The sequence below is a fragment of the Tatumella sp. UBA2305 genome, from assembly GCF_002345795.1.
Taxonomy (GTDB): Bacteria; Pseudomonadota; Gammaproteobacteria; order Enterobacterales; family Enterobacteriaceae; genus Tatumella; species Tatumella morbirosei.
Window position 1 is genome coordinate 1 of sequence record NZ_DDVT01000014.1, and the last position, 17970, is coordinate 17970.

General features: G+C 51.5%; 20 protein-coding genes and 1 tRNA gene. 14 read left to right on the forward strand and 7 right to left on the reverse strand.

The features are described from left to right. Positions 1-26: 26 nt before the first annotated feature. Positions 27-102, reverse strand: a tRNA-Phe gene (locus B3Z23_RS05945). Positions 103-401: 299 nt separating this feature from the next. On the opposite strand from B3Z23_RS05945, the gene B3Z23_RS05950 reads away from it, so the two are divergent. Genes B3Z23_RS05950 through B3Z23_RS05975 form a run of 6 tightly spaced genes read left to right on the forward strand, consistent with a single transcriptional unit; the run spans position 402 to position 5920 of the window. After that, positions 402-1427, forward strand: a complete 1026-nt coding sequence (locus tag B3Z23_RS05950) for a LacI family DNA-binding transcriptional regulator (RefSeq protein ID WP_294902953.1) — start codon at positions 402-404, stop codon at positions 1425-1427. Further along, entirely contained in the window at positions 1420-2427 is a 1008-nt protein-coding gene (locus B3Z23_RS05955; RefSeq protein WP_294902955.1) for an ABC transporter substrate-binding protein, read from the forward strand. The genes B3Z23_RS05950 and B3Z23_RS05955 overlap by 8 nt, the downstream gene beginning before the upstream one ends. Continuing rightward, positions 2428-3303: an ABC transporter permease gene (locus B3Z23_RS05960; RefSeq protein WP_294902957.1), complete on the forward strand. Its 876-nt coding sequence runs from the start codon at positions 2428-2430 to the stop codon at positions 3301-3303. Continuing rightward, positions 3300-4097 carry an ABC transporter permease gene (locus tag B3Z23_RS05965; RefSeq protein ID WP_294902959.1) on the forward strand — a complete coding sequence of 266 codons (798 nt, stop codon included), beginning with the start codon at positions 3300-3302 and terminating at the stop codon, positions 4095-4097. The genes B3Z23_RS05960 and B3Z23_RS05965 overlap by 4 nt, the downstream gene beginning before the upstream one ends. A gap of 12 nt (positions 4098-4109) precedes the next feature. Further along, positions 4110-5078, forward strand: coding sequence for an ABC transporter ATP-binding protein (locus B3Z23_RS05970; protein WP_294902961.1), 969 nt, complete (start codon positions 4110-4112; stop codon positions 5076-5078). Between the two features lie 5 nt (positions 5079-5083). Continuing rightward, a complete protein-coding gene (locus tag B3Z23_RS05975; protein ID WP_294902963.1) occupies positions 5084-5920 on the forward strand; it encodes a phosphodiesterase in 837 nt (278 codons plus the stop codon). 37 nt (positions 5921-5957) lie between these two features. On the opposite strand, the gene dicD is transcribed toward B3Z23_RS05975, so the two are convergent. The 4 genes from dicD to aspA all read right to left on the reverse strand — a co-directional run bounded on the left by dicD (position 5958) and on the right by aspA (position 10181). After that, positions 5958-6524, reverse strand: a complete 567-nt coding sequence (gene dicD / locus B3Z23_RS05980) for a division control transcriptional repressor DicD (RefSeq protein WP_294902965.1) — start codon at positions 6522-6524, stop codon at positions 5958-5960. Positions 6525-6575: 51 nt separating this feature from the next. Beyond that, the gene (locus B3Z23_RS05985; RefSeq protein WP_294902967.1) at positions 6576-8312 is read right to left on the reverse strand and encodes a protein-disulfide reductase DsbD; all 1737 of its coding nucleotides are present in this window, start codon (positions 8310-8312) and stop codon (positions 6576-6578) included. After that, entirely contained in the window at positions 8288-8611 is a 324-nt protein-coding gene (cutA, locus tag B3Z23_RS05990; RefSeq protein ID WP_294902969.1) for a divalent cation tolerance protein CutA, read from the reverse strand. The genes B3Z23_RS05985 and cutA overlap by 25 nt, the downstream gene beginning before the upstream one ends. A gap of 136 nt (positions 8612-8747) precedes the next feature. Further along, positions 8748-10181, reverse strand: a complete 1434-nt coding sequence (aspA, locus tag B3Z23_RS05995) for an aspartate ammonia-lyase (protein WP_294902971.1) — start codon at positions 10179-10181, stop codon at positions 8748-8750. Positions 10182-10549: 368 nt separating this feature from the next. On the opposite strand from aspA, the gene B3Z23_RS06000 reads away from it, so the two are divergent. The 4 genes from B3Z23_RS06000 to B3Z23_RS06015 all read left to right on the forward strand — a co-directional run bounded on the left by B3Z23_RS06000 (position 10550) and on the right by B3Z23_RS06015 (position 13990). Further along, positions 10550-11020, forward strand: a complete 471-nt coding sequence (locus tag B3Z23_RS06000; RefSeq protein WP_038023585.1) for an FxsA family protein — start codon at positions 10550-10552, stop codon at positions 11018-11020. A 320-nt stretch (positions 11021-11340) separates the two neighbouring features. After that, positions 11341-11634 carry a co-chaperone GroES gene (locus B3Z23_RS06005; RefSeq protein WP_029686522.1) on the forward strand — a complete coding sequence of 98 codons (294 nt, stop codon included), beginning with the start codon at positions 11341-11343 and terminating at the stop codon, positions 11632-11634. 47 nt (positions 11635-11681) lie between these two features. Then, on the forward strand, positions 11682-13328 hold the full coding sequence (gene groL, locus B3Z23_RS06010) for a chaperonin GroEL (protein WP_038023581.1): 1647 nt from the start codon (positions 11682-11684) through the stop codon (positions 13326-13328). Between the two features lie 308 nt (positions 13329-13636). Further along, a complete protein-coding gene (locus B3Z23_RS06015; RefSeq protein ID WP_294902976.1) occupies positions 13637-13990 on the forward strand; it encodes a DUF4156 domain-containing protein in 354 nt (117 codons plus the stop codon). An 83-nt stretch (positions 13991-14073) separates the two neighbouring features. Here the strand turns inward: B3Z23_RS06015 and B3Z23_RS06020 are convergent, their stop codons facing one another. Both B3Z23_RS06020 and epmB read right to left on the reverse strand, forming a co-directional pair. Next, complete coding sequence (locus B3Z23_RS06020) at positions 14074-14502, reverse strand: DUF1090 domain-containing protein (RefSeq protein WP_294902978.1); 429 nt, start codon at positions 14500-14502, stop codon at positions 14074-14076. A 148-nt stretch (positions 14503-14650) separates the two neighbouring features. Then, entirely contained in the window at positions 14651-15679 is a 1029-nt protein-coding gene (gene epmB, locus B3Z23_RS06025) for an EF-P beta-lysylation protein EpmB (RefSeq protein WP_294902980.1), read from the reverse strand. Positions 15680-15719: 40 nt separating this feature from the next. On the opposite strand from epmB, the gene efp reads away from it, so the two are divergent. From efp to epmA, 4 genes are all read left to right on the forward strand, one after another. Next, complete coding sequence (gene efp / locus B3Z23_RS06030) at positions 15720-16286, forward strand: elongation factor P (RefSeq protein WP_038023571.1); 567 nt, start codon at positions 15720-15722, stop codon at positions 16284-16286. A 50-nt stretch (positions 16287-16336) separates the two neighbouring features. Continuing rightward, complete coding sequence (locus tag B3Z23_RS06035; protein WP_294902982.1) at positions 16337-16468, forward strand: entericidin A/B family lipoprotein; 132 nt, start codon at positions 16337-16339, stop codon at positions 16466-16468. Positions 16469-16579: 111 nt separating this feature from the next. After that, positions 16580-16714, forward strand: coding sequence for an entericidin A/B family lipoprotein (locus tag B3Z23_RS06040; protein WP_038023569.1), 135 nt, complete (start codon positions 16580-16582; stop codon positions 16712-16714). 234 nt (positions 16715-16948) lie between these two features. Next, the gene (gene epmA, locus B3Z23_RS06045) at positions 16949-17926 is read left to right on the forward strand and encodes an elongation factor P--(R)-beta-lysine ligase (protein WP_038023567.1); all 978 of its coding nucleotides are present in this window, start codon (positions 16949-16951) and stop codon (positions 17924-17926) included. Positions 17927-17970: the final 44 nt, after the last annotated feature.

The window sequence follows — 17970 nt, forward strand, 5'->3', positions numbered from 1 at the left end:
GCCAGAGGCGGGTTCTTCTAAAGAAGTGGTGCCCGAACTCGGAATCGAACCAAGGACACGGGGATTTTCAATCCCCTGCTCTACCGACTGAGCTATTCGGGCAACGGGGCGCATTAAACCGTAATGGCCCTGGCTCGTCAACACTTTTTACCGGGGGAAATGTAAAAATACCACTGACTGATTGCTTTCTATACGAAAACCCTCCTTTTGCTGTTTTTTCCTGCGGTAAACACCCGCAGTAACGCCTGTGACGCTTTTTATTTTGTGATACCAGCCACAGTTCAACGATGAGATATCTTCCGTACCGCGTGTCTGCAAATTCACCGGAATGACACATTATTGTCATTTTCTCCACTTAGGCTTGCCGCCATGAGATCGATCTCATTGGTCGTGGAGAAGTGATGAGTAATCTGAATACAGTCGCCAGACTGGCCGGTGTGTCGCGGGCCACAGCGGCCCGGGCATTTTCCAGCCCCGAAATGGTACAACCGGCGACCCGTGAAAAAATCTATGCCGCTGCGCAGCAGTCAGGGTTCCGCATCAACCTGGTCGCCCGGCAGCTGCGTACCAGCACCACTCATCTGATTGGTGTGATGGTGCCGACACTCGATAACCCGGTATTTAACGAGCAACTCAGTGCCATGGAGCAGGTGGCCCGTCAGGCAGGCTATTCGTTACTGGTCGCCACCACCGGCTATGACCCACAGCGTGAGCAGCAAACCCTTGAGCAGATGCTGTCGCGGCAGGTCGACGGACTGGTAATGACGGTAGCCAGCAGCGGAGAGCAGTTGAGCGAATCAGGCAGTGGCTGGCCGCCGTTGCCGGTGGTACTGGTACACAACGAGTCTGCTGCCGGAGAAGTGGTCTGCCTGAGTATTGATAACTGCCGGGCGATGGCCGAAGCCACCCGTTTTTTGCAACAGCAAGGGCATGCGCGGATTGCGATGGTCGCCGGGCCGTTGCAGCAGTCTGACCGGGCAGCGAGGCGTTATCAGGGATATTGCCAGGCAATGACTGAGGCCGGACTGGTTCCCGCCCCATTGATCGAAATGCCGGAACATACCCGCAGTGATGTGGGTTATCTGCAGGAGTTACTCGGGAGTCCACAACCGCTGACTGCGGTGTTGTGTTCAAACGATCTGCTGGCGATCAGTCTGATCGGTCAGCTGCAACGGCGTGGAATCCATGTACCCCGGGATCTGTCGGTGGTCGGTTTCGATGGCATCGCTCTCGGGCAGATGGTGACACCGTCATTGTGTTCGGTGGTACAGCCGCGTGAAGCACTGGGTGCCTGTGCTGTCAGCACTCTCTTACAACTTATCCAGGGCCAGCAGGCGGTATCACGTCAGCTGGATTTTGAAATTCGTCAGGGGGAAAGCGTCGCGGCCCCCCGGAATATTGCCCACACCAGAGGAAATTATGAATAAATCTGTTTTTATCCGCAGTGCATTGCTGGCGACTTCGCTGGTTATCACCGCACAGGCCCAGGCCGCCGTATCAACCGCTATCTGTTACAACTGTCCGCCGGAATGGGCTGACTGGGGAACCCAGCTAAAACATATTCGCCAGGATCTGGGGATCCAGGTGCCGCAGGACGATAAAAACTCCGGCCAGGCACTGGCACAACTGGTGGCAGAAAAAAATAATCCGGTAGCCGATGTTGCTTATCTGGGCATTACCTTTGGTATCCAGGCGGCAAAATCAGGGGTGGTTGAAGGTTATAAGCCCGCCAACTGGGATCAGATCCCCAAAGATATGAAGGATCCCGATGGGAAGTGGATTGCACTTCACTCCGGGACTATCGGCTTTATGGTGAATGTAGATGCGCTGGGAGGGCTGCCGGTTCCCCATTCCTGGAAAGATCTGCTGAAGCCGGAATATAAAGGCATGATCGGTTATCTGGATCCGGCCAGTGCTTTTGTGGGTTATGCCGCCGCAGTGGCCGTGAATCAGGCAATGGGCGGTTCTTTAAATAATTTCAGCCCGGCGATTCACTATTTTCAGGAGTTAAGTAAAAACAGCCCGATAGTGCCGAAACAGACAGCTTATGCGCGGGTGCTTTCCGGTGAGATTCCGATTCTGTTGGACTATGACTTTAATGCTTACCGGGCACGTTATAGCGATAAAGCCAATGTACAGTTTGTGATCCCTCAGGAAGGAACCATCCAGGTACCTTATGTGATAAGCCTGGTTAAAAATGCCCCGCACCTGGCTGAAGGCAAGAAGATTATTGACTATGTTCTGTCGCCAAAAGGGCAGCAGTTGTGGGCAAATGCCTGGTTACGTCCGGTGATAGAAACCGCCGGAATGAGTAAAAAAGGATTCCTGCCAGACAGCGATTATGCCAGGGCACATACCGTGAATTACCAGCAAATGGCGGATGTACAAAAGGCATTTTCTGCAGAATATCTGAGTGAGGTTCACTAAATGCGGCAGTTGTTCGCCGGACAGTCCCCTGCACGACGGGGGCTGTCAGCCAGAAGGTTACGGCCGGGCGTGCGGATCTATGCGCTGGCACCGGCACTGACGGTATTCGTCGCCTTCTGGGCAATACCCTTTGTTTATCTGGTCGTGATGGGAACAGAACCGGATAACAGCACCCATCTTAATGCTTATCTGACGGTCCTCACGCGGTCACGTTATCTGAGCAGTCTGGGCACCACATTGCTGTTATCGGCAGTAGTGTCGGTGGTGGCCGTCGCTATCAGTGCGGTGGTGGCTTGTTATCTGGCCCGCCATGCAGTACCCGGTAAAGGGGTTCTGTTGGCTCTGCTGACTTTCCCGTTAGCATTTCCCGGAGTGGTGGTCGGATTTCTGATGGTGATGCTGGGAGGACGTCAGGGATTACTGGCGCAACTGAGTGTTCTGCTGACGGGGGAGCGGTTCACCTTTGCTTATAGCCTGGGTGGATTATTCCTCGGTTATCTCTATTTTTCGATTCCACGGGTCATTATGACCCTGTATGCCGCCTGTGAAAAACTGGATGTCTCGCTGGAAGAAGCGGCCAGGGCCATGGGGGCAGGGCCATTACAGATCACCCGGGATGTTATTTTACCGGGGCTGGCTCCGGCACTGATTGCCAGTACCGCGCTTTGTTTTGCGACCAGTGTCGGTGCTTTTGGAACCGCCTTTACCCTGGGAACCCAGCTAAACGTGCTGCCGCTGACGATTTATGGTGAATTCACCAATTATGCCAATTTTGCCACCGCGGCTGCATTGTCGGTGATTCTCGGTGCGATTACCTGGGGCGTATTACTGCTGGCCAGGCGTCTGGCGGAAATCCCTGCGGGAGGTTCAGCATGAAGAAACTATTATCTGGCGGCCAGGCATTGCTGACCCTGTTGGTGTGCCTGTTTCTGATAGTCCCGGTAGTCATGTCGGTGATGACCGGCTTTATGCAGAACGCATTTCGCGGTATCAGCGGTGGATTCACGCTTCACTGGCTGACGGATGTGTGGTCGATGTATTCCGGTACCTTCTGGCTGACGCTGAAAATTGCGATGGCCTGCCTGGTGTGTAACCTGTTGCTGGGGATACCGGCGGCCTGGGGATTGCTAAAACTACCACGACGCCAGCAGACAGTCATTGAAGAGTGTCTGCTCCTGCCGGTAGCCATTCCCGGGCTGGCGACGGCTTTGGGTATGCTGCTGCTGTATGGCCGGTTTCATGATTTTCGCGGTAGCTGGCTGTTTATTCTGAGCGGCCACGTGTTGTTTACCCTGCCATTTATGGTGCGTCCGGTGCTGGCAGTGATGAAGTCATCAGGAATTTCGGTGATGGAAGAGGCGGCATCCAGCCTGGGTGCCGGCAGCCTGTACCGTTTGATGACGGTGGTGATCCCTAACTGTTGGTCGGGGATTATTGCGGGGGCATTTATGGTGATTACTTTGTCGATTGGCGAATTCAATATTACCTGGATGCTGCACACGCCGCTGACCAAAACTCTGCCGGTCGGGTTGGCCGACAGCTATGCCTCAATGCGTCTGGAAAACGGTTCTTCGTACACCACCTTATTCCTGATCATGATCATGCCGCTACTGACGGCCATGTATGCCTTACCCCGACTGCAAAAACGATTTTTTCGGGACAATAAATAGAGGAGAGAGACGATGTCTCAGCCTGTGGGTATCCGGTTAACCAATTGTTCCCGGACCTTCAATCAACATATTGCCTTGCACCCGCTCAGCCTGGAGATTATCCCGGGAGAAACCCTGGTGCTGTTGGGCCCTTCCGGATGTGGCAAGACCACGACTCTGCGGATTATCAGTGGACTGGAACAGTGCGATCCTGGTGGTCAAATATGGTTTGGTGATCGTAATGTCACGAATGTCGCCATCGAAAAGCGTCATGTGGGTATGGTGTTTCAGAATTACGCACTGTTTCCTCATTTGAATGTGGCGCAGAACGTTGCCTACGGCCTGAAGATCCAAAAGCTGCCCTCTGAAGTCATCCGCTCAAGGGTGGCAGAAATGCTGGAGATGGTGGATCTGAGCGCACTGGCTCAGCGTCCGGTACAGGCGCTTTCCGGGGGACAAAAACAGCGGGTTGCTTTGGCGCGGGCGATGGCTGCCAGACCCGGCGTTTTATTGTTTGATGAACCTCTGGCGGCCCTGGATGCACAGCTCCGTGACCGGTTACGGGATGATATTGGTCGGTTACTCAACCGGCTGTCTATCACAGCCGTTTATGTCACCCATGACCAGCAGGAAGCCATGGCGCTGGGAGACCGGATTGCGGTGATGAACCAGGGGCGTATCGAACAAATTGGAACTCCCCGCGAAATTTATCACCATCCGGAAACGGCGTTCGTCGCCGACTTTATCGGTGCCATAAACCGAATCGGCGATCATTATTGCCGGCCGGAGGATATTCGTCTGGGAAGTATCAGCGGAGCCACACTGACGGGTCAGGTGGTGGAGAGTGTGTTTCTCGGGCAGGTGTTGAGGGTTACCGTGGATACCGGCAGCCAGCATAAGGTCAGTGTTGATTGTCCGCCGCGTGAACAATGGCATGCGGGGCAGCATGTCGGTTTGCATCTGGCGGGAGAGGCGTTATTCAGGGCAGGGAAAAGGATGTGAACAACATGAGAGATACTCCATTCACGCTGGTGCAAATCAGTGATTTACATATTAAAGCTGCGGGTCAGCTGACCTATAAAGTTGTCGATACTTATCATGCGTTGCAACAGGTGACTGAGCAGATTAACCGGATGCGGCCAGCAGCGGATGCGGTAGTGATCACCGGGGATTTAACCGATTTTGGCCGCGATGATGAATACCGTCAGGTGCGTCAGTTGCTGGATACACTTCAGATGCCGTGGTTTGCCATTCCGGGGAATCATGATGACCGACAGGCCTTTTATGGTGCTTTCGCTGACAAGTCGTGGTGTCCGGTACCCGCCCCGGCATTAAACTGGGTGAACGACGATTTTCCGGTACGACTGATTGGCCTCGATTCAACGATTCCCGGGAAACCCGGCGGCAGGCTTGAGTCAAAGACATTGCAGTGGCTGGATGAGATATTACTGCAGGCGCCCGACAGACCCACGATCGTTATGCTGCACCACCCACCGTTTATCAGTGGAATCGGCCATATGGACCGGCAGCGTCTGGAAAATCCTGATGATTTACAGAAGATTATCAGCAGACATCCGCAGGTGGTTCGCCTGCTGTGTGGCCATGTTCATCGTTATATGGTCAGTAGTCTCGGAAACACGCTGGTATGCACGGCCCCCGGTACCTCTCATCAGGTCGCGCCGGATTTCAGTGCTGACGGTGCCGCCTGTTTTGTGCTGGAGCCAGCAGGCTTTCTGGTGCATCGCTGGCAGCCGTTACAGCCACTGGTGACACATTATCTGCCCGTTGGAAGCTACCCGGGACCCTGGCCATTTTATGATGAGAAAGGACAGCTGATAGACTAATCAGGTTGACTCCGGGCCTGCTGGCCCGGTGACGGGGTTAACTGAGGGCGCCGTTCTGTCGGCATAACGCCATTTGCAGGATATCTTCTGCTAACCGTCGCGCGGTGGCAATATCCTGCAGGTTACGTTTCACCAGTAATTTGCTCAGGCAGCCTTCCAGCACCAGTTCCAGCTGATCGGCCACCATGGTTGGGTTATCCAGTTCGAGAGCTATCAGGTTCTGGTGAGTATATTGCCAGGAAGCCTGTTTTTGTTGCTCGGCCACCTGATGAATCGGGTGGTGAGGCGCGGGAAACACACTGCATGCGGCGATAAACAGGCAGCCGGGAAAACGACCGCGCTGCACATGCTCTTCCAGCAGAGTGTAACGCATCAGTAATTTTTGAATCTGGCTAAGTTCAGTATTGTGTTCAATCTGCTTTCGCCATTCGCCGATCTGGCGGCCATGAAATTCCAGTGCATCGCGCAGCAATATTTCTTCAGAAAGTGCTTCATCCGCGGTGATCCCCCGGTCCTGCAATTGCTGTTTCAGATTGCCGGTAACGGCCAGACCTTGCTGCTCCAGAATGAGTAGTATCTGCTCATGTACTTGTTCCTGAGACACATTAACCTCCGTGAGTTCCACACCGGTCGTTAGCCGGCGCAGTTGGTTATGTTATTCAGCGCGCAGTTTCCGCAGATGGGCCAAAAACTGGCTGGCGTTCATATAGCCGGTGACCCGTGAATCAGGGATTTCATGTCCGTTGGCATCAAAAAACAGTAACGTCGGTAGCCCCAGCACATTCAGGTTTGTCAGCAGGGCGTTATCCTGTGCGCTGTTGGCCGTGACATTGGCCTGTACCAGCCGGAACTGAGAAAACTCCTGTCGTACCTGTGGATCGGTAAAGGTATACTTTTCGAACTCTTTACAGGCTACACACCAGTCAGCATATAAATCAACCATGGTGATTTTTCCCTGAGCCTGACTGAGTTGCTGTTGCAGATCAGCCACCGTACCGATGTTTTGGAACGGCAGGGCCTGGTCCTGTGATGTCGTTACACCCGGGGTCGCGAAGGCCCAGTCCTGCAAAGGACGGGCGGCCACCAGGGCGGCCAGCAACCAGACAATCTGTAATACCCGCATCCAGCCTTTTGGACTCTTCAGGCTGAGTGCAAACGCCCAGCCAAAGAATGCTACCCCTAACAGGCTCCAGAGCCTCATTCCCCAGAGATCACCGGCGACGCGGTCTATCAGAAATACCGGTAATGCCAGGATAACAAAGCCAAAACCCTCTTTCACTGACTGCATCCACGGGCCACTTTTTGGCAGCAGTTTATTGCCAAACAGCGTCACAATAATCAACGGCAACCCCATCCCCAGGGCGTAAAGGTACAGAGTGCCGCCACCGGCCAACATGTTACCGCTTTGGGCGATATACAGCAGGATGGCACTTAGCGGCGCAGTGGTGCAGGGCGAGCAAATTAATCCCGCTAAAGCCCCCATCAGAAACACACCGCTAAGCGAACCGCCCTGCTGGCGGTTGCTCCAGAGTGTCAGCCGGGTTTGCAGTGATGAGGGCAGTTGCAGTGAGAACAGTCCAAACATCGACAAAGCCAGCAGGATAAACACCGCAGACAGGGTCAGTAATATGACAGGACTTTGCAGTGCTGCCTGAAAACGCAGTCCGGCAGCCGCGACGACGATACCCATCAAGGTATAGGTCAGGGCCATGCCTTGCACATAGACGAAAGCCAGCAACAGAATTCGCGATGCCCTGACATCACGGCGTCCACCGAGGATGATGGCCGAAATGAGCGGGTACATCGGCAGTACGCACGGGGTGAACGCAATCCCGATGCCGATCAGCAGCGCCCACAACGGTGAAAAAGGTAATCGTGACACTGCCGGGCCGCTCTGAGGTTCCGGTACGGGGGCTGGTGTGGCAGCTGCCGTTGCCGGGGTTTCGCTGCTGGTTGTGCTGACCTGCGATAATGGAATCTCACGGGTTTCCGGAGGATAACAGAATCCGGCAGCCGCACATCCCTGATAACTGACTTTCAGGGTCGCTCCGGGACGGGCGCTTTTCAGTGTTACGGGAATTTGAACATCCTGAGGGAAAATCTGACTTTTGCCGAAGAATTCATCTTCGTGGGGTTGGCCGGAGGGCAGATCAATCCCGGCGATCACCGCATTGGTGCCGGTGATACTGAATTGCTGGCGATACAGGTAATAACCGGATTTCACCTTCCAGCGCAGCACAACATTATGGTTATTCTGGCTAAAATCGAAACCGAAGGCCTGATTCACCGTCACAAAATGTGGCGATGATCCGCTGTCGAATAAGCCCGCCTGCGCATGCAGGCTGAAGAGAGTCAGTGCCAGTAAAATCAGGCGAGTGAGGCGTGTAACCATGACAAGTATTCACTATCTCCGTGTTGTACAGGGATCACCAGTAATTCAGGGATATCGTAAGGATGTTCCTGTTTCAGCAGTGACAATAAGTCCTGTTGATGCTCCGTATCACTTTTAAAAATCAGTTGTACTTCTTCGGAACATTCCAGCTGATCCTGCCAGTGATATATAGAGGTCATACCAGGCAGGAGATTAACGCATGCCGCAAGTTTACGGCGAATGGCTAGTCGCGCCAGAGCCGTTGCCGTCACTTTATCGGGGGTGGTGCATAACACAATAATGGCAGAGGATGGATTCATTGCGCACTCCTGAGTCAGGCTGGCATGATAGCATTTTTTTTCGGCAACAACAGAATGCAGACCGTAACAGAAAAATTCAGGAGGAGGGTGGACAGGGAAGCTCTGGTCCGGCAGCTGAGGCCGGACCGGGAAGCCGTTATTCGTTATCTTCGGTATAACGTTTAGCTTTGTACACCGGGTGCATCAGGTTATCGACCGAGAAAATATCATCCAGTTGCTCATTTGTCAGAAGCCCTCGTTCAAGCACGACTTCACGCACGCTTTTACCTGTTTCAGCACAGATTTTCCCGACAATATCACCATTGTGGTGGCCGATATACGGGTTCAGATAGGTCACAATACCGATAGAGCTGAATACGTATGACTCACAGATTTTCTGGTTAGCGGTAATGCCGGTGACACATTTTTCCAGCAGGTTAAAGCAGGCGTTACTCAGAATGCTGATGGACTCAAACAAAGCCTGACCAATCACCGGTTCCATCACATTCAGCTGGAGTTGTCCGGCCTCTGCAGCCATGGTCACGGTGGTGTCGTTGCCAATCACTTTAAAGCAGACCTGGTTGACGACTTCCGGTACTACCGGGTTCACTTTAGCCGGCATAATGGACGAGCCGGCCTGTAACTGTGGCAGGTTAATTTCGTTTAACCCGGCACGGGGACCGGAAGAAAGCAACCGCAGGTCATTACAGATCTTCGACAGTTTCACCGCCAGCCTTTTTAATGACGAGTGGACCATCACGTAGGCACCACAATCAGAGGTCGCTTCAATCAGGTCTTCGGCAGCCACGACCGGCAGACGGCTGACTTCAGCCAGATGCCTGACGGCCAGTGGTTGATAACCGTCAGGTGTATTCAGGCGGGTACCAATAGCCGTGGCCCCGAGGTTCACTTCCAGCAATAACTCGCCGGTGCGCAGAATACTGCGGGTCTCTTCCCGCAGCAGTATGCTGAAAGCATTAAACTCCTGGCCGAGTGTCATCGGGACCGCATCCTGAAGCTGGGTACGGCCCATTTTCAGGATGGTTTTAAATTCTTCTGATTTGCGCTGGAAACCATCCGCCAGCGAATTGATAGCATCCACCAGTTTCAGTAGCGAGTTATACACCGCAATACGAAATCCGGTCGGGTAGGCGTCATTGGTTGACTGACACATATTGACGTGGTCATTGGGGTTAAGATACTGATATTCACCTTTATTATGGCCCATCAGCTCCAGACCGATATTCGCCAGCACCTCATTGGTATTCATATTTACCGAGGTTCCCGCACCGCCCTGATAGACATCGACCGGGAACTGATCCATACAGGTACCATTGTTCAGTACTTCATCACAGGCTCTGATTATCGTATCAGCAATATTACGGGGGATGGTTTGCAGATCCCGGTTGGCCATGGCTGCCGCTTTCTTCACCATTACCATGCCACGGACAAATTCAGGGATGTCACTGATTTTATTACTGCTGATGTAAAAGTTTTCAATTGCACGTAACGTATGAATTCCGTAATAAGCATCCGCCGGAACTTCTCGCATGCCGAGCAGGTCTTCTTCGATACGAATATTGTTAGCCATGTTAACCTTCTTGTGTGTGCTTTCTTACTGAAGCGATGTGTCACAGGTTATGTGATCATTTTGTTGTGATTGTCTGATGCCGAGATTTTATCTGCATATCAGTTTATCAGCACGATCATCTTCTGTTTATAGATTAAATAAGCAATGCAGATCACTTTTCAATCACTTCTATTTAACATAACAGCTCAACGTGGCCCGATTTATGAAACAGTGATAATACGAACAGCCGCAGGGCTAGTTATAACGAATTACCGTCGCGCGGTTGAAATCACTTTTTGTTATACCCATCTATAATTTTATCATCATTACGATGTCACTGATTTTGCTGCCCTGCCACATGGCGGGGCCTTCACTTACAGGAGACCGCCGTGCGCTGGTTACCGTTTATTCTCTTTTTTCTGCTCGCCTGGATCGAAATTTCGATATTTATTCAGGTCGCTCATGTGATTGGCGTTCTGCTGACGCTGATACTGGTGATTTTTACCTCTGCTGTTGGCATTTCCCTGGTCAAAAATCAGGGGATGAAAAATTTTATGTTATTACAGGAAAAGCTGGCCCGTCACGAAAATCCGGCCGCTGAGATGACCCGAAGTGTGTCTTTAATTATCGCTGGCTTTTTACTGGTATTACCGGGTTTTTTTACCGATTTTCTCGGACTTTTACTGCTACTGCCTCCGGTGCAGAAACATCTGACACTGAAAGTTATGCCGTATCTGAAGGTGTGGCGGGGCGGCCCGGGTGCTGCTAATGACAGTGGTTTTACCGTTGAAGGGGAGTATGAACGTAAGTCGCAGGATGTGATTGAACATCAGGATGATAGTTCCTCCCGCAAGCCTTAACTCTGTCCGGCAGCTCACCACCTTTGACGGATGCTGCCGGTCACCGGCTCCCACAGGCAACACAGTTTGCTGATGACGCAGACTTCTGCCCCGACTGCACTATTGAATAATTTCCTTTCTGAGACATATTCCCTTTCAGCACAATCCCCCTGAAATTGCCTTTACCAGAGTGGTTGTTGTCGAATTAAAAAAAATTATTTTTTTACCCTTGAAAGGCCTTTGTCCTGACCTTATCTCTGAAAGCACGAAGCCGGGCGGTATCGTGCCGGTATTCAACCTCAATAAACCAGTGACTGGGCATTTCAAAGGAGAGCTATCAAATGACAATTCGTCCATTGCACGATCGCGTTATCGTCAAGCGTAAAGAAGTAGAAGCTAAATCTGCTGGCGGCATCGTTCTGACCGGTTCTGCTGCGGGCAAATCTACCCGTGGTGAAGTGCTGGCCGTAGGCAATGGCCGCATCCTTGAAAGCGGCGAAGTTAAACCACTGGATGTGAAAGTGGGTGACGTTGTGATTTTCAACGAAGGTTACGGTGCAAAAGCTGAGAAAATTGATAATCAGGAAGTCCTGATCATCTCAGAGAACGATATCCTGGCCGTTGTGACAGAGTAATCTGGCAACCTATTCCACCAACGAACTCAATTTAAGGAATATTTCAAATGGCAGCTAAAGACGTAAAATTCGGTAGTGACGCGCGGGTAAAAATGCTGCGCGGTGTGAACGTACTGGCAGATGCAGTAAAAGTTACCCTGGGCCCGAAAGGCCGTAACGTGGTTCTGGATAAATCTTTTGGTGCACCGACCATCACTAAAGATGGTGTTTCTGTTGCCCGTGAAATCGAACTGGAAGACAAGTTCGAAAACATGGGAGCCCAGATGGTTAAAGAAGTGGCTTCTAAAGCTAACGACGCTGCCGGTGACGGTACCACTACTGCAACCGTTCTGGCCCAGTCTATCGTGAACGAAGGCCTGAAAGCTGTGGCTGCGGGTATGAACCCAATGGACCTGAAGCGTGGTATCGACAAAGCAGTCGTTGCTGCGGTTGAAAAACTGAAAGCTCTGTCTGTGCCTTGTTCAGACTCTAAAGCAGTGGCTCAGGTTGGTACTATTTCTGCAAACTCTGACGAATCAGTCGGTACTCTGATTGCTCAGGCGATGGAAAAAGTCGGTAAAGAAGGTGTTATCACCGTTGAAGAAGGTACCGGCCTGCAGGACGAGCTGGACGTGGTTGAAGGTATGCAGTTCGACCGTGGTTACCTGTCCCCTTACTTCATCAACAAACCAGAAACAGGTTCTGTTGAACTGGAGCAGCCTTTCATCCTGCTGGCTGACAAGAAAATCTCTAACATCCGTGAACTGCTGCCAGTTCTGGAAGCGGTAGCTAAAGCAGGTAAACCTCTGCTGATTATTGCTGAAGATGTTGAAGGTGAAGCGCTGGCGACTCTGGTAGTCAACACCATGCGTGGTATTGTTAAAGTCTCTGCGGTTAAAGCTCCTGGCTTTGGTGACCGTCGTAAAGCAATGCTGCAGGATATCGCTATCCTGACCGGTGGTACTGTTATCTCTGAAGAGATCGGTATGGAACTGGAAAAAGCTACCCTGGAAGATCTGGGTCAGGCTAAACGCGTTGTGATCAACAAAGATACCAGCACCATCATCGATGGTATTGGTGAAGAATCTGCCATCAAAGGCCGTGTCACTCAGATCCGTCAGCAGATCGAAGAAGCGACCTCTGATTACGACAAAGAAAAACTGCAGGAACGTGTTGCTAAACTGGCCGGCGGTGTTGCTGTGCTGAAAGTGGGTGCCGCAACTGAAGTTGAAATGAAAGAGAAAAAAGCCCGCGTTGAAGATGCCCTGCATGCGACCCGTGCTGCGGTAGAAGAAGGTGTGGTTGCTGGTGGTGGTGTGGCGCTGGTTCGTGTGGCTGCACAGATAGCTGGCCTGACCGGTCAAAACGAAGACCAGAACGTGGGTATCCGTGTTGCTCTGCGCGCGATGGAAGCTCCACTGCGTCAGATCGTTGCTAACGCCGGTGAAGAACCTTCTGTGGTTGCTGACAAAGTGAAAAACGGTGAAGGTAACTTCGGTTACAACGCTGCTACTGAAGAATACGGCAACATGATTGACTTTGGTATCCTGGACCCAACTAAAGTGACCCGTTCTGCTCTGCAGTACGCAGCTTCTGTTGCTGGTCTGATGATCACCACCGAATGCATGGTGACTGATCTGCCTAAAGATGACAAAGCTGACTTAGGTGCTGCTGGCGGTATGGGCGGCATGGGCGGTATGGGCGGCATGATGTAATTTACGTTGCACTTACTCTGTTAAGTGCACAAACAGAACGGCAACCGGTCCAGGTTGCCTCCTGTTGCATCATTTCTCCACGGACCCGGTATCCTCAGGAACCGGGTCTTTTTTTTCTTAAGACGGGTGTGTTAATACATTCAGAACAGGCATCATGTAACAATTTCGCGGCAAAGTATTTTGTGGCTGGTTTTTTAATTTTACCGGCGCTATGGTGTTAATCTGATTTGCGGATTATATTTCCCACTCTCTGGTTGAAAGCTGCCACGGTTGTCAGTTCTGGCATAATGAAAATAATGAGGAAGAATATGCGTTTAAAAATCTCTGCGGGGCTGCTTTTTGCCACTGCAATGCTAACGGGATGTAGTTCTACCGGTAATCAACTGACTTCCAGTGGCGAGAGTGTACGTTTTGTGGATCAACAACCCGCAGCACAGTGTAAATTCCTGGGAACCGCCACCGGAGAACAGAGTAACTGGCTGTCTAACCAGGGCGCTGAGGGCGGGAACTCGATGCGCGGAGCAGCCAATGATTTACGTAACAAAGCAGCCGAAATGGGCGGTAATGTGATCTATGGCGCCAGCACTCCGGGTCTGTCTATAATTTCCAGTTTTGTGCCAGTGGCGACCAAAATGTCTGGTCAGATCTACAAGTGCCCTTAACATTCGGTTAGCCCGACGGTGGCTGTGGTATCCACCGTGGGCCAGGCGGCGACAGGCAGGGGAGGCTTTCCTGCCTGTGTTATTTAATTCAGGCGTTTAAAGTCCTGGTTAGCCTGATTTAGCTGACGGTTCAGTTTTTCAATATCCTGTTTTTTCTCCGCCACTTTTTCCCGGTATTTCTTTATCTTACTGCTGTTTCCACGGGCAACAGCCTGGTTCAGATCGTCTTCTGCTTCACGCAAATCCTGTTTTTTATCGGCGAGTTTCATTTCTGCCCGGGTGATTTCCTGACGCGCATCATCCCGCACTGACTCCGGTGTACAATAAGTCTTCACCTCATCCAGTGCTTTCTGCAACCCTGCCAGCTGGGAACTGTTGTTATGTTGGCGCGCATAACTCATTTGTTTTTCAATCGCGTCACGTTTTTCGGCACAGGTTTCAGCGGCACTGGCTGCATTAATGGCCAGCAAAGCAATCAGGGTCATACTTAATGCGGTCAATGTCTTTTGCATAAATTATCCTTTGGTAGGGTGTATCCGTGGGTGCCAACAATAATCACTCATAACGCTGTCGGGCCGCTGAGTCGGCCTGACAGTAATCACCGGATAATAGTGGTTTGTTGCAGAGTTTTAGCTGCGTTGGATCAGTAATTATGGCCTTTCATTGTTGTCTGAGTTGTAAATCCAGCGGGGTTTTACTGGGCTCTCCACCAATCTCTCTTGCCAGTTTAGGTACCATATAGCCAGAAACCATGCTCAGCAGTTGGCGCATAATCTGCCGGGCCTGATCATCTGAAACATAAAAATGGGCTGCACCCTGTACCTTATCCAGCACATGCAGGTAGTAAGGCATGATTCCGGTATCAAACAGCGCATTACTGAGTTCAGCCAGCGTTGCGGCGTTATCATTTACCCCACGCAACAATACACTCTGGTTCAGTAAGGTGACACCACTGCGTTTCAGACGTCCCATGGCTTCTGCCAGTGAGCTGTCTATTTCATTAGCATGGTTGATATGGGTCACCATAATGACCTGTAACCGGGATTCCGCTAACCGACGGCACAGTGCATCAGTGATCCTGGCCGGAATGACCACCGGTAACCGGCTGTGGATCCTTAAGCGGCGAAGATGAGGGATAGCTTCCAGTTCAGTGATGAGCCAGTCCAGTTCGTGATCCTTAGCCATCAGCGGGTCTCCGCCGGAAAAAATGATCTCATCCAGTTCCGGATGCTGGCTGATGTAGTCCAGAGCGGTACGCCAGTTTCGTTTGTTACCCTGATTGTCCTGATACGGGAAGTGGCGGCGGAAACAGTAACGACAGTTTACTGCGCAGCCGCCTTTCACCAACAAAAGTGCACGATTACGGTATTTATGCAGCAGACCCGGCACCGCACTTTGCTGCTCTTCCAGCGGATCGGTACTGTAACCCGGGGTGACGATAAACTCCTCCTGATCGGTGATCACCTGACGTAACAGCGGATCGTCAGGATTACCTTTTTCCATTCTCTGAATGAAGGCGCGTGGTACCCGTAAGGCAAATAATCGGCGTGCATCGGCTCCGGCATGTAATGCCGGCAGATGTTCCAGATCTAAAAGTTTCAGTAATTCATTGGGTTCGGTAACAACTTCCGCAAGTTGATGCAACCAATCTTCTCTGGAAGGGGTATTTAGGGTTACAATGTTTGCCATTTTTTTGGCTTAGTCCAGTATCCATTTGTCGAGGGCCTTCATGGCAACATATTCTAGCAACGATTTTCGTAACGGTCTTAAAATTATGTTAGATGGCGAACCTTATGCCATCGAAGCGAGTGAGTTCGTGAAACCAGGCAAAGGCCAGGCATTTGCGCGTGTAAAAATGCGTCGTCTGCTGACCGGTAAACTGATTGAAAAGACATTTAAATCGACCGACACCGCAGAAGGTGCTGATGTTGTCGATGTTACCCTGACTTACCTGTACAACGATGGTGAGTTCTGGCACTTCATGAACAACAGTACTTTTGAACAGCTGGCCGCGGATGAAAAAGCCGTCGGTGAAAATGGCAAATGGTTGCAGGATCAGGCGGAATGTATCGTTACTCTGTGGAACGGTAACCCAATTACCATTACCCCGCCTAATTTCATCGAAGCAGAAATTACCGAAACCGATCCTGGCCTGAAAGGTGATACTGCGGGGACAGGTGGCAAACCTGCAACGCTGTCTACTGGTGCCGTGGTTAAAGTTCCACTTTTCGTCCAGATCGGTGAAGTCATTAAAGTTGACACCCGTTCCGGCGAGTACGTTTCCCGCGTTAAATAAGTTTTGTCAGGCGCATCCCCGGGATGCGCCTGAATCACGGATTGAAGACAATGAAACAGCGATTCTGGAAGCTGCTGCTGCTCTGTTTACTGGCATCGGCACTGAACGGATGCAATACTTTTCATGGTTTTGGTGAAGACGTTTCTCATCTCGGCAATGCCATCGCCAGGGCTGCGAACTAAAAAACTAAATTTTGTGAACTACCTCATTCAGTTGGCGCACAAATTTCCAAATAGCAGCTATCCTTTAGTTGCTGGTCATTTTGTTGTCATTTCTGTCATGAGGGAATTTATATGATTGCTAAAGGCGTGTTAGCTCTGGTTTCGGTCATTCTGCTTTCTTCGGTTCTGACGGCTTGTAATACCACCCGTGGTGTTGGTGAAGATGTTGAAGCCGGAGGGAAAGCTATTCAACGCACAGCCCAGTAAAGCGTAATATTCTTTCTGTGTTACGGGGACGGCGCTGCCGGCCCCTCTTCTGAGTCATTCTTCCACTGGTTTTCTTTTCTTCTGAGTGACTTAACGGTTACTACCATTGAATCACTTCCGGTAACGGTCCGGCGGCGGCCTGCGACAGAATACTAACGCCCGTCAGCCCGCCATTGTTTGTCGGTTAAGTTGCATGTAGACTTCCTCACTTTTGTGAGATCCGGAGTACCAGACATGAACGAAACCGCAACCTGGCAACCCAGTGCCCCTGTTGCTAATCTACTTAAACGTGCGGCTATTTTAGCGGATATCCGACGCTTTTTCGCAGATCGCGGTGTCCTTGAAGTTGATACTCCGGCGATGAGCCAGGCCACGGTTACCGATATTCATCTGGTCCCTTTCCAAACCCGTTTTGTTGGCCCGGGGGCTTCGCAGGGACTGGATTTATGGCTGATGACCAGCCCTGAATATCATATGAAGCGCCTGCTGGCTGCCGGCAGTGGTCCGATTTATCAGATGAACCGGAGCTTCCGTAATGAGGAAGCGGGTCGTCACCATAACCCTGAGTTCACTATGCTGGAGTGGTACCGGCCGCATTACGATATGTACCGGCTGATGAATGAGGTAGACGATCTGTTACAACAGATCCTTGAGTGCGACAGTGCAGAGACACTCTCTTATCAGCAGGCCTTTATTCGTTGTCTGAACGTCGATCCGCTATCGGCTGAAAAAGAGGCGTTGGTGACAGTGGCTGAGACGCTGGGTGTGGGCGATCTGGCTGCTGCAGAAGAGGACCGTGACACCCTGTTACAGCTATTATTTATGCTTGGGGTGGAGCCGAAGATTGGTCAGGATAAGCCGGCATTTGTTTACCATTTTCCGGCCTCTCAGGCGTCACTGGCCGAGATCAGTACCGAAGATCATCGTGTTGCCGAGCGTTTTGAGGTCTATTACAAAGGTATTGAACTGGCGAATGGTTTCCGTGAACTGACCGATGCCCGCGAGCAACGTCAGCGTTTTATGCAGGATAACCGGCGACGTGCGGAGAAAGGTCTGCCACAACAGCCGATTGACCAGTTTCTGCTGGATGCACTGGAACACGGATTACCCGATTGTTCAGGCGTCGCCCTGGGGGTTGACCGGTTAATTATGCTGGCACTGAAAGCAGAATCACTGAGCGAAGTGATTGCCTTCCCGGTCGATCGCTGCTAATCCTTCGGGTCCTGCCCTCCGGCAGGACCCTTTATTGCTGACCT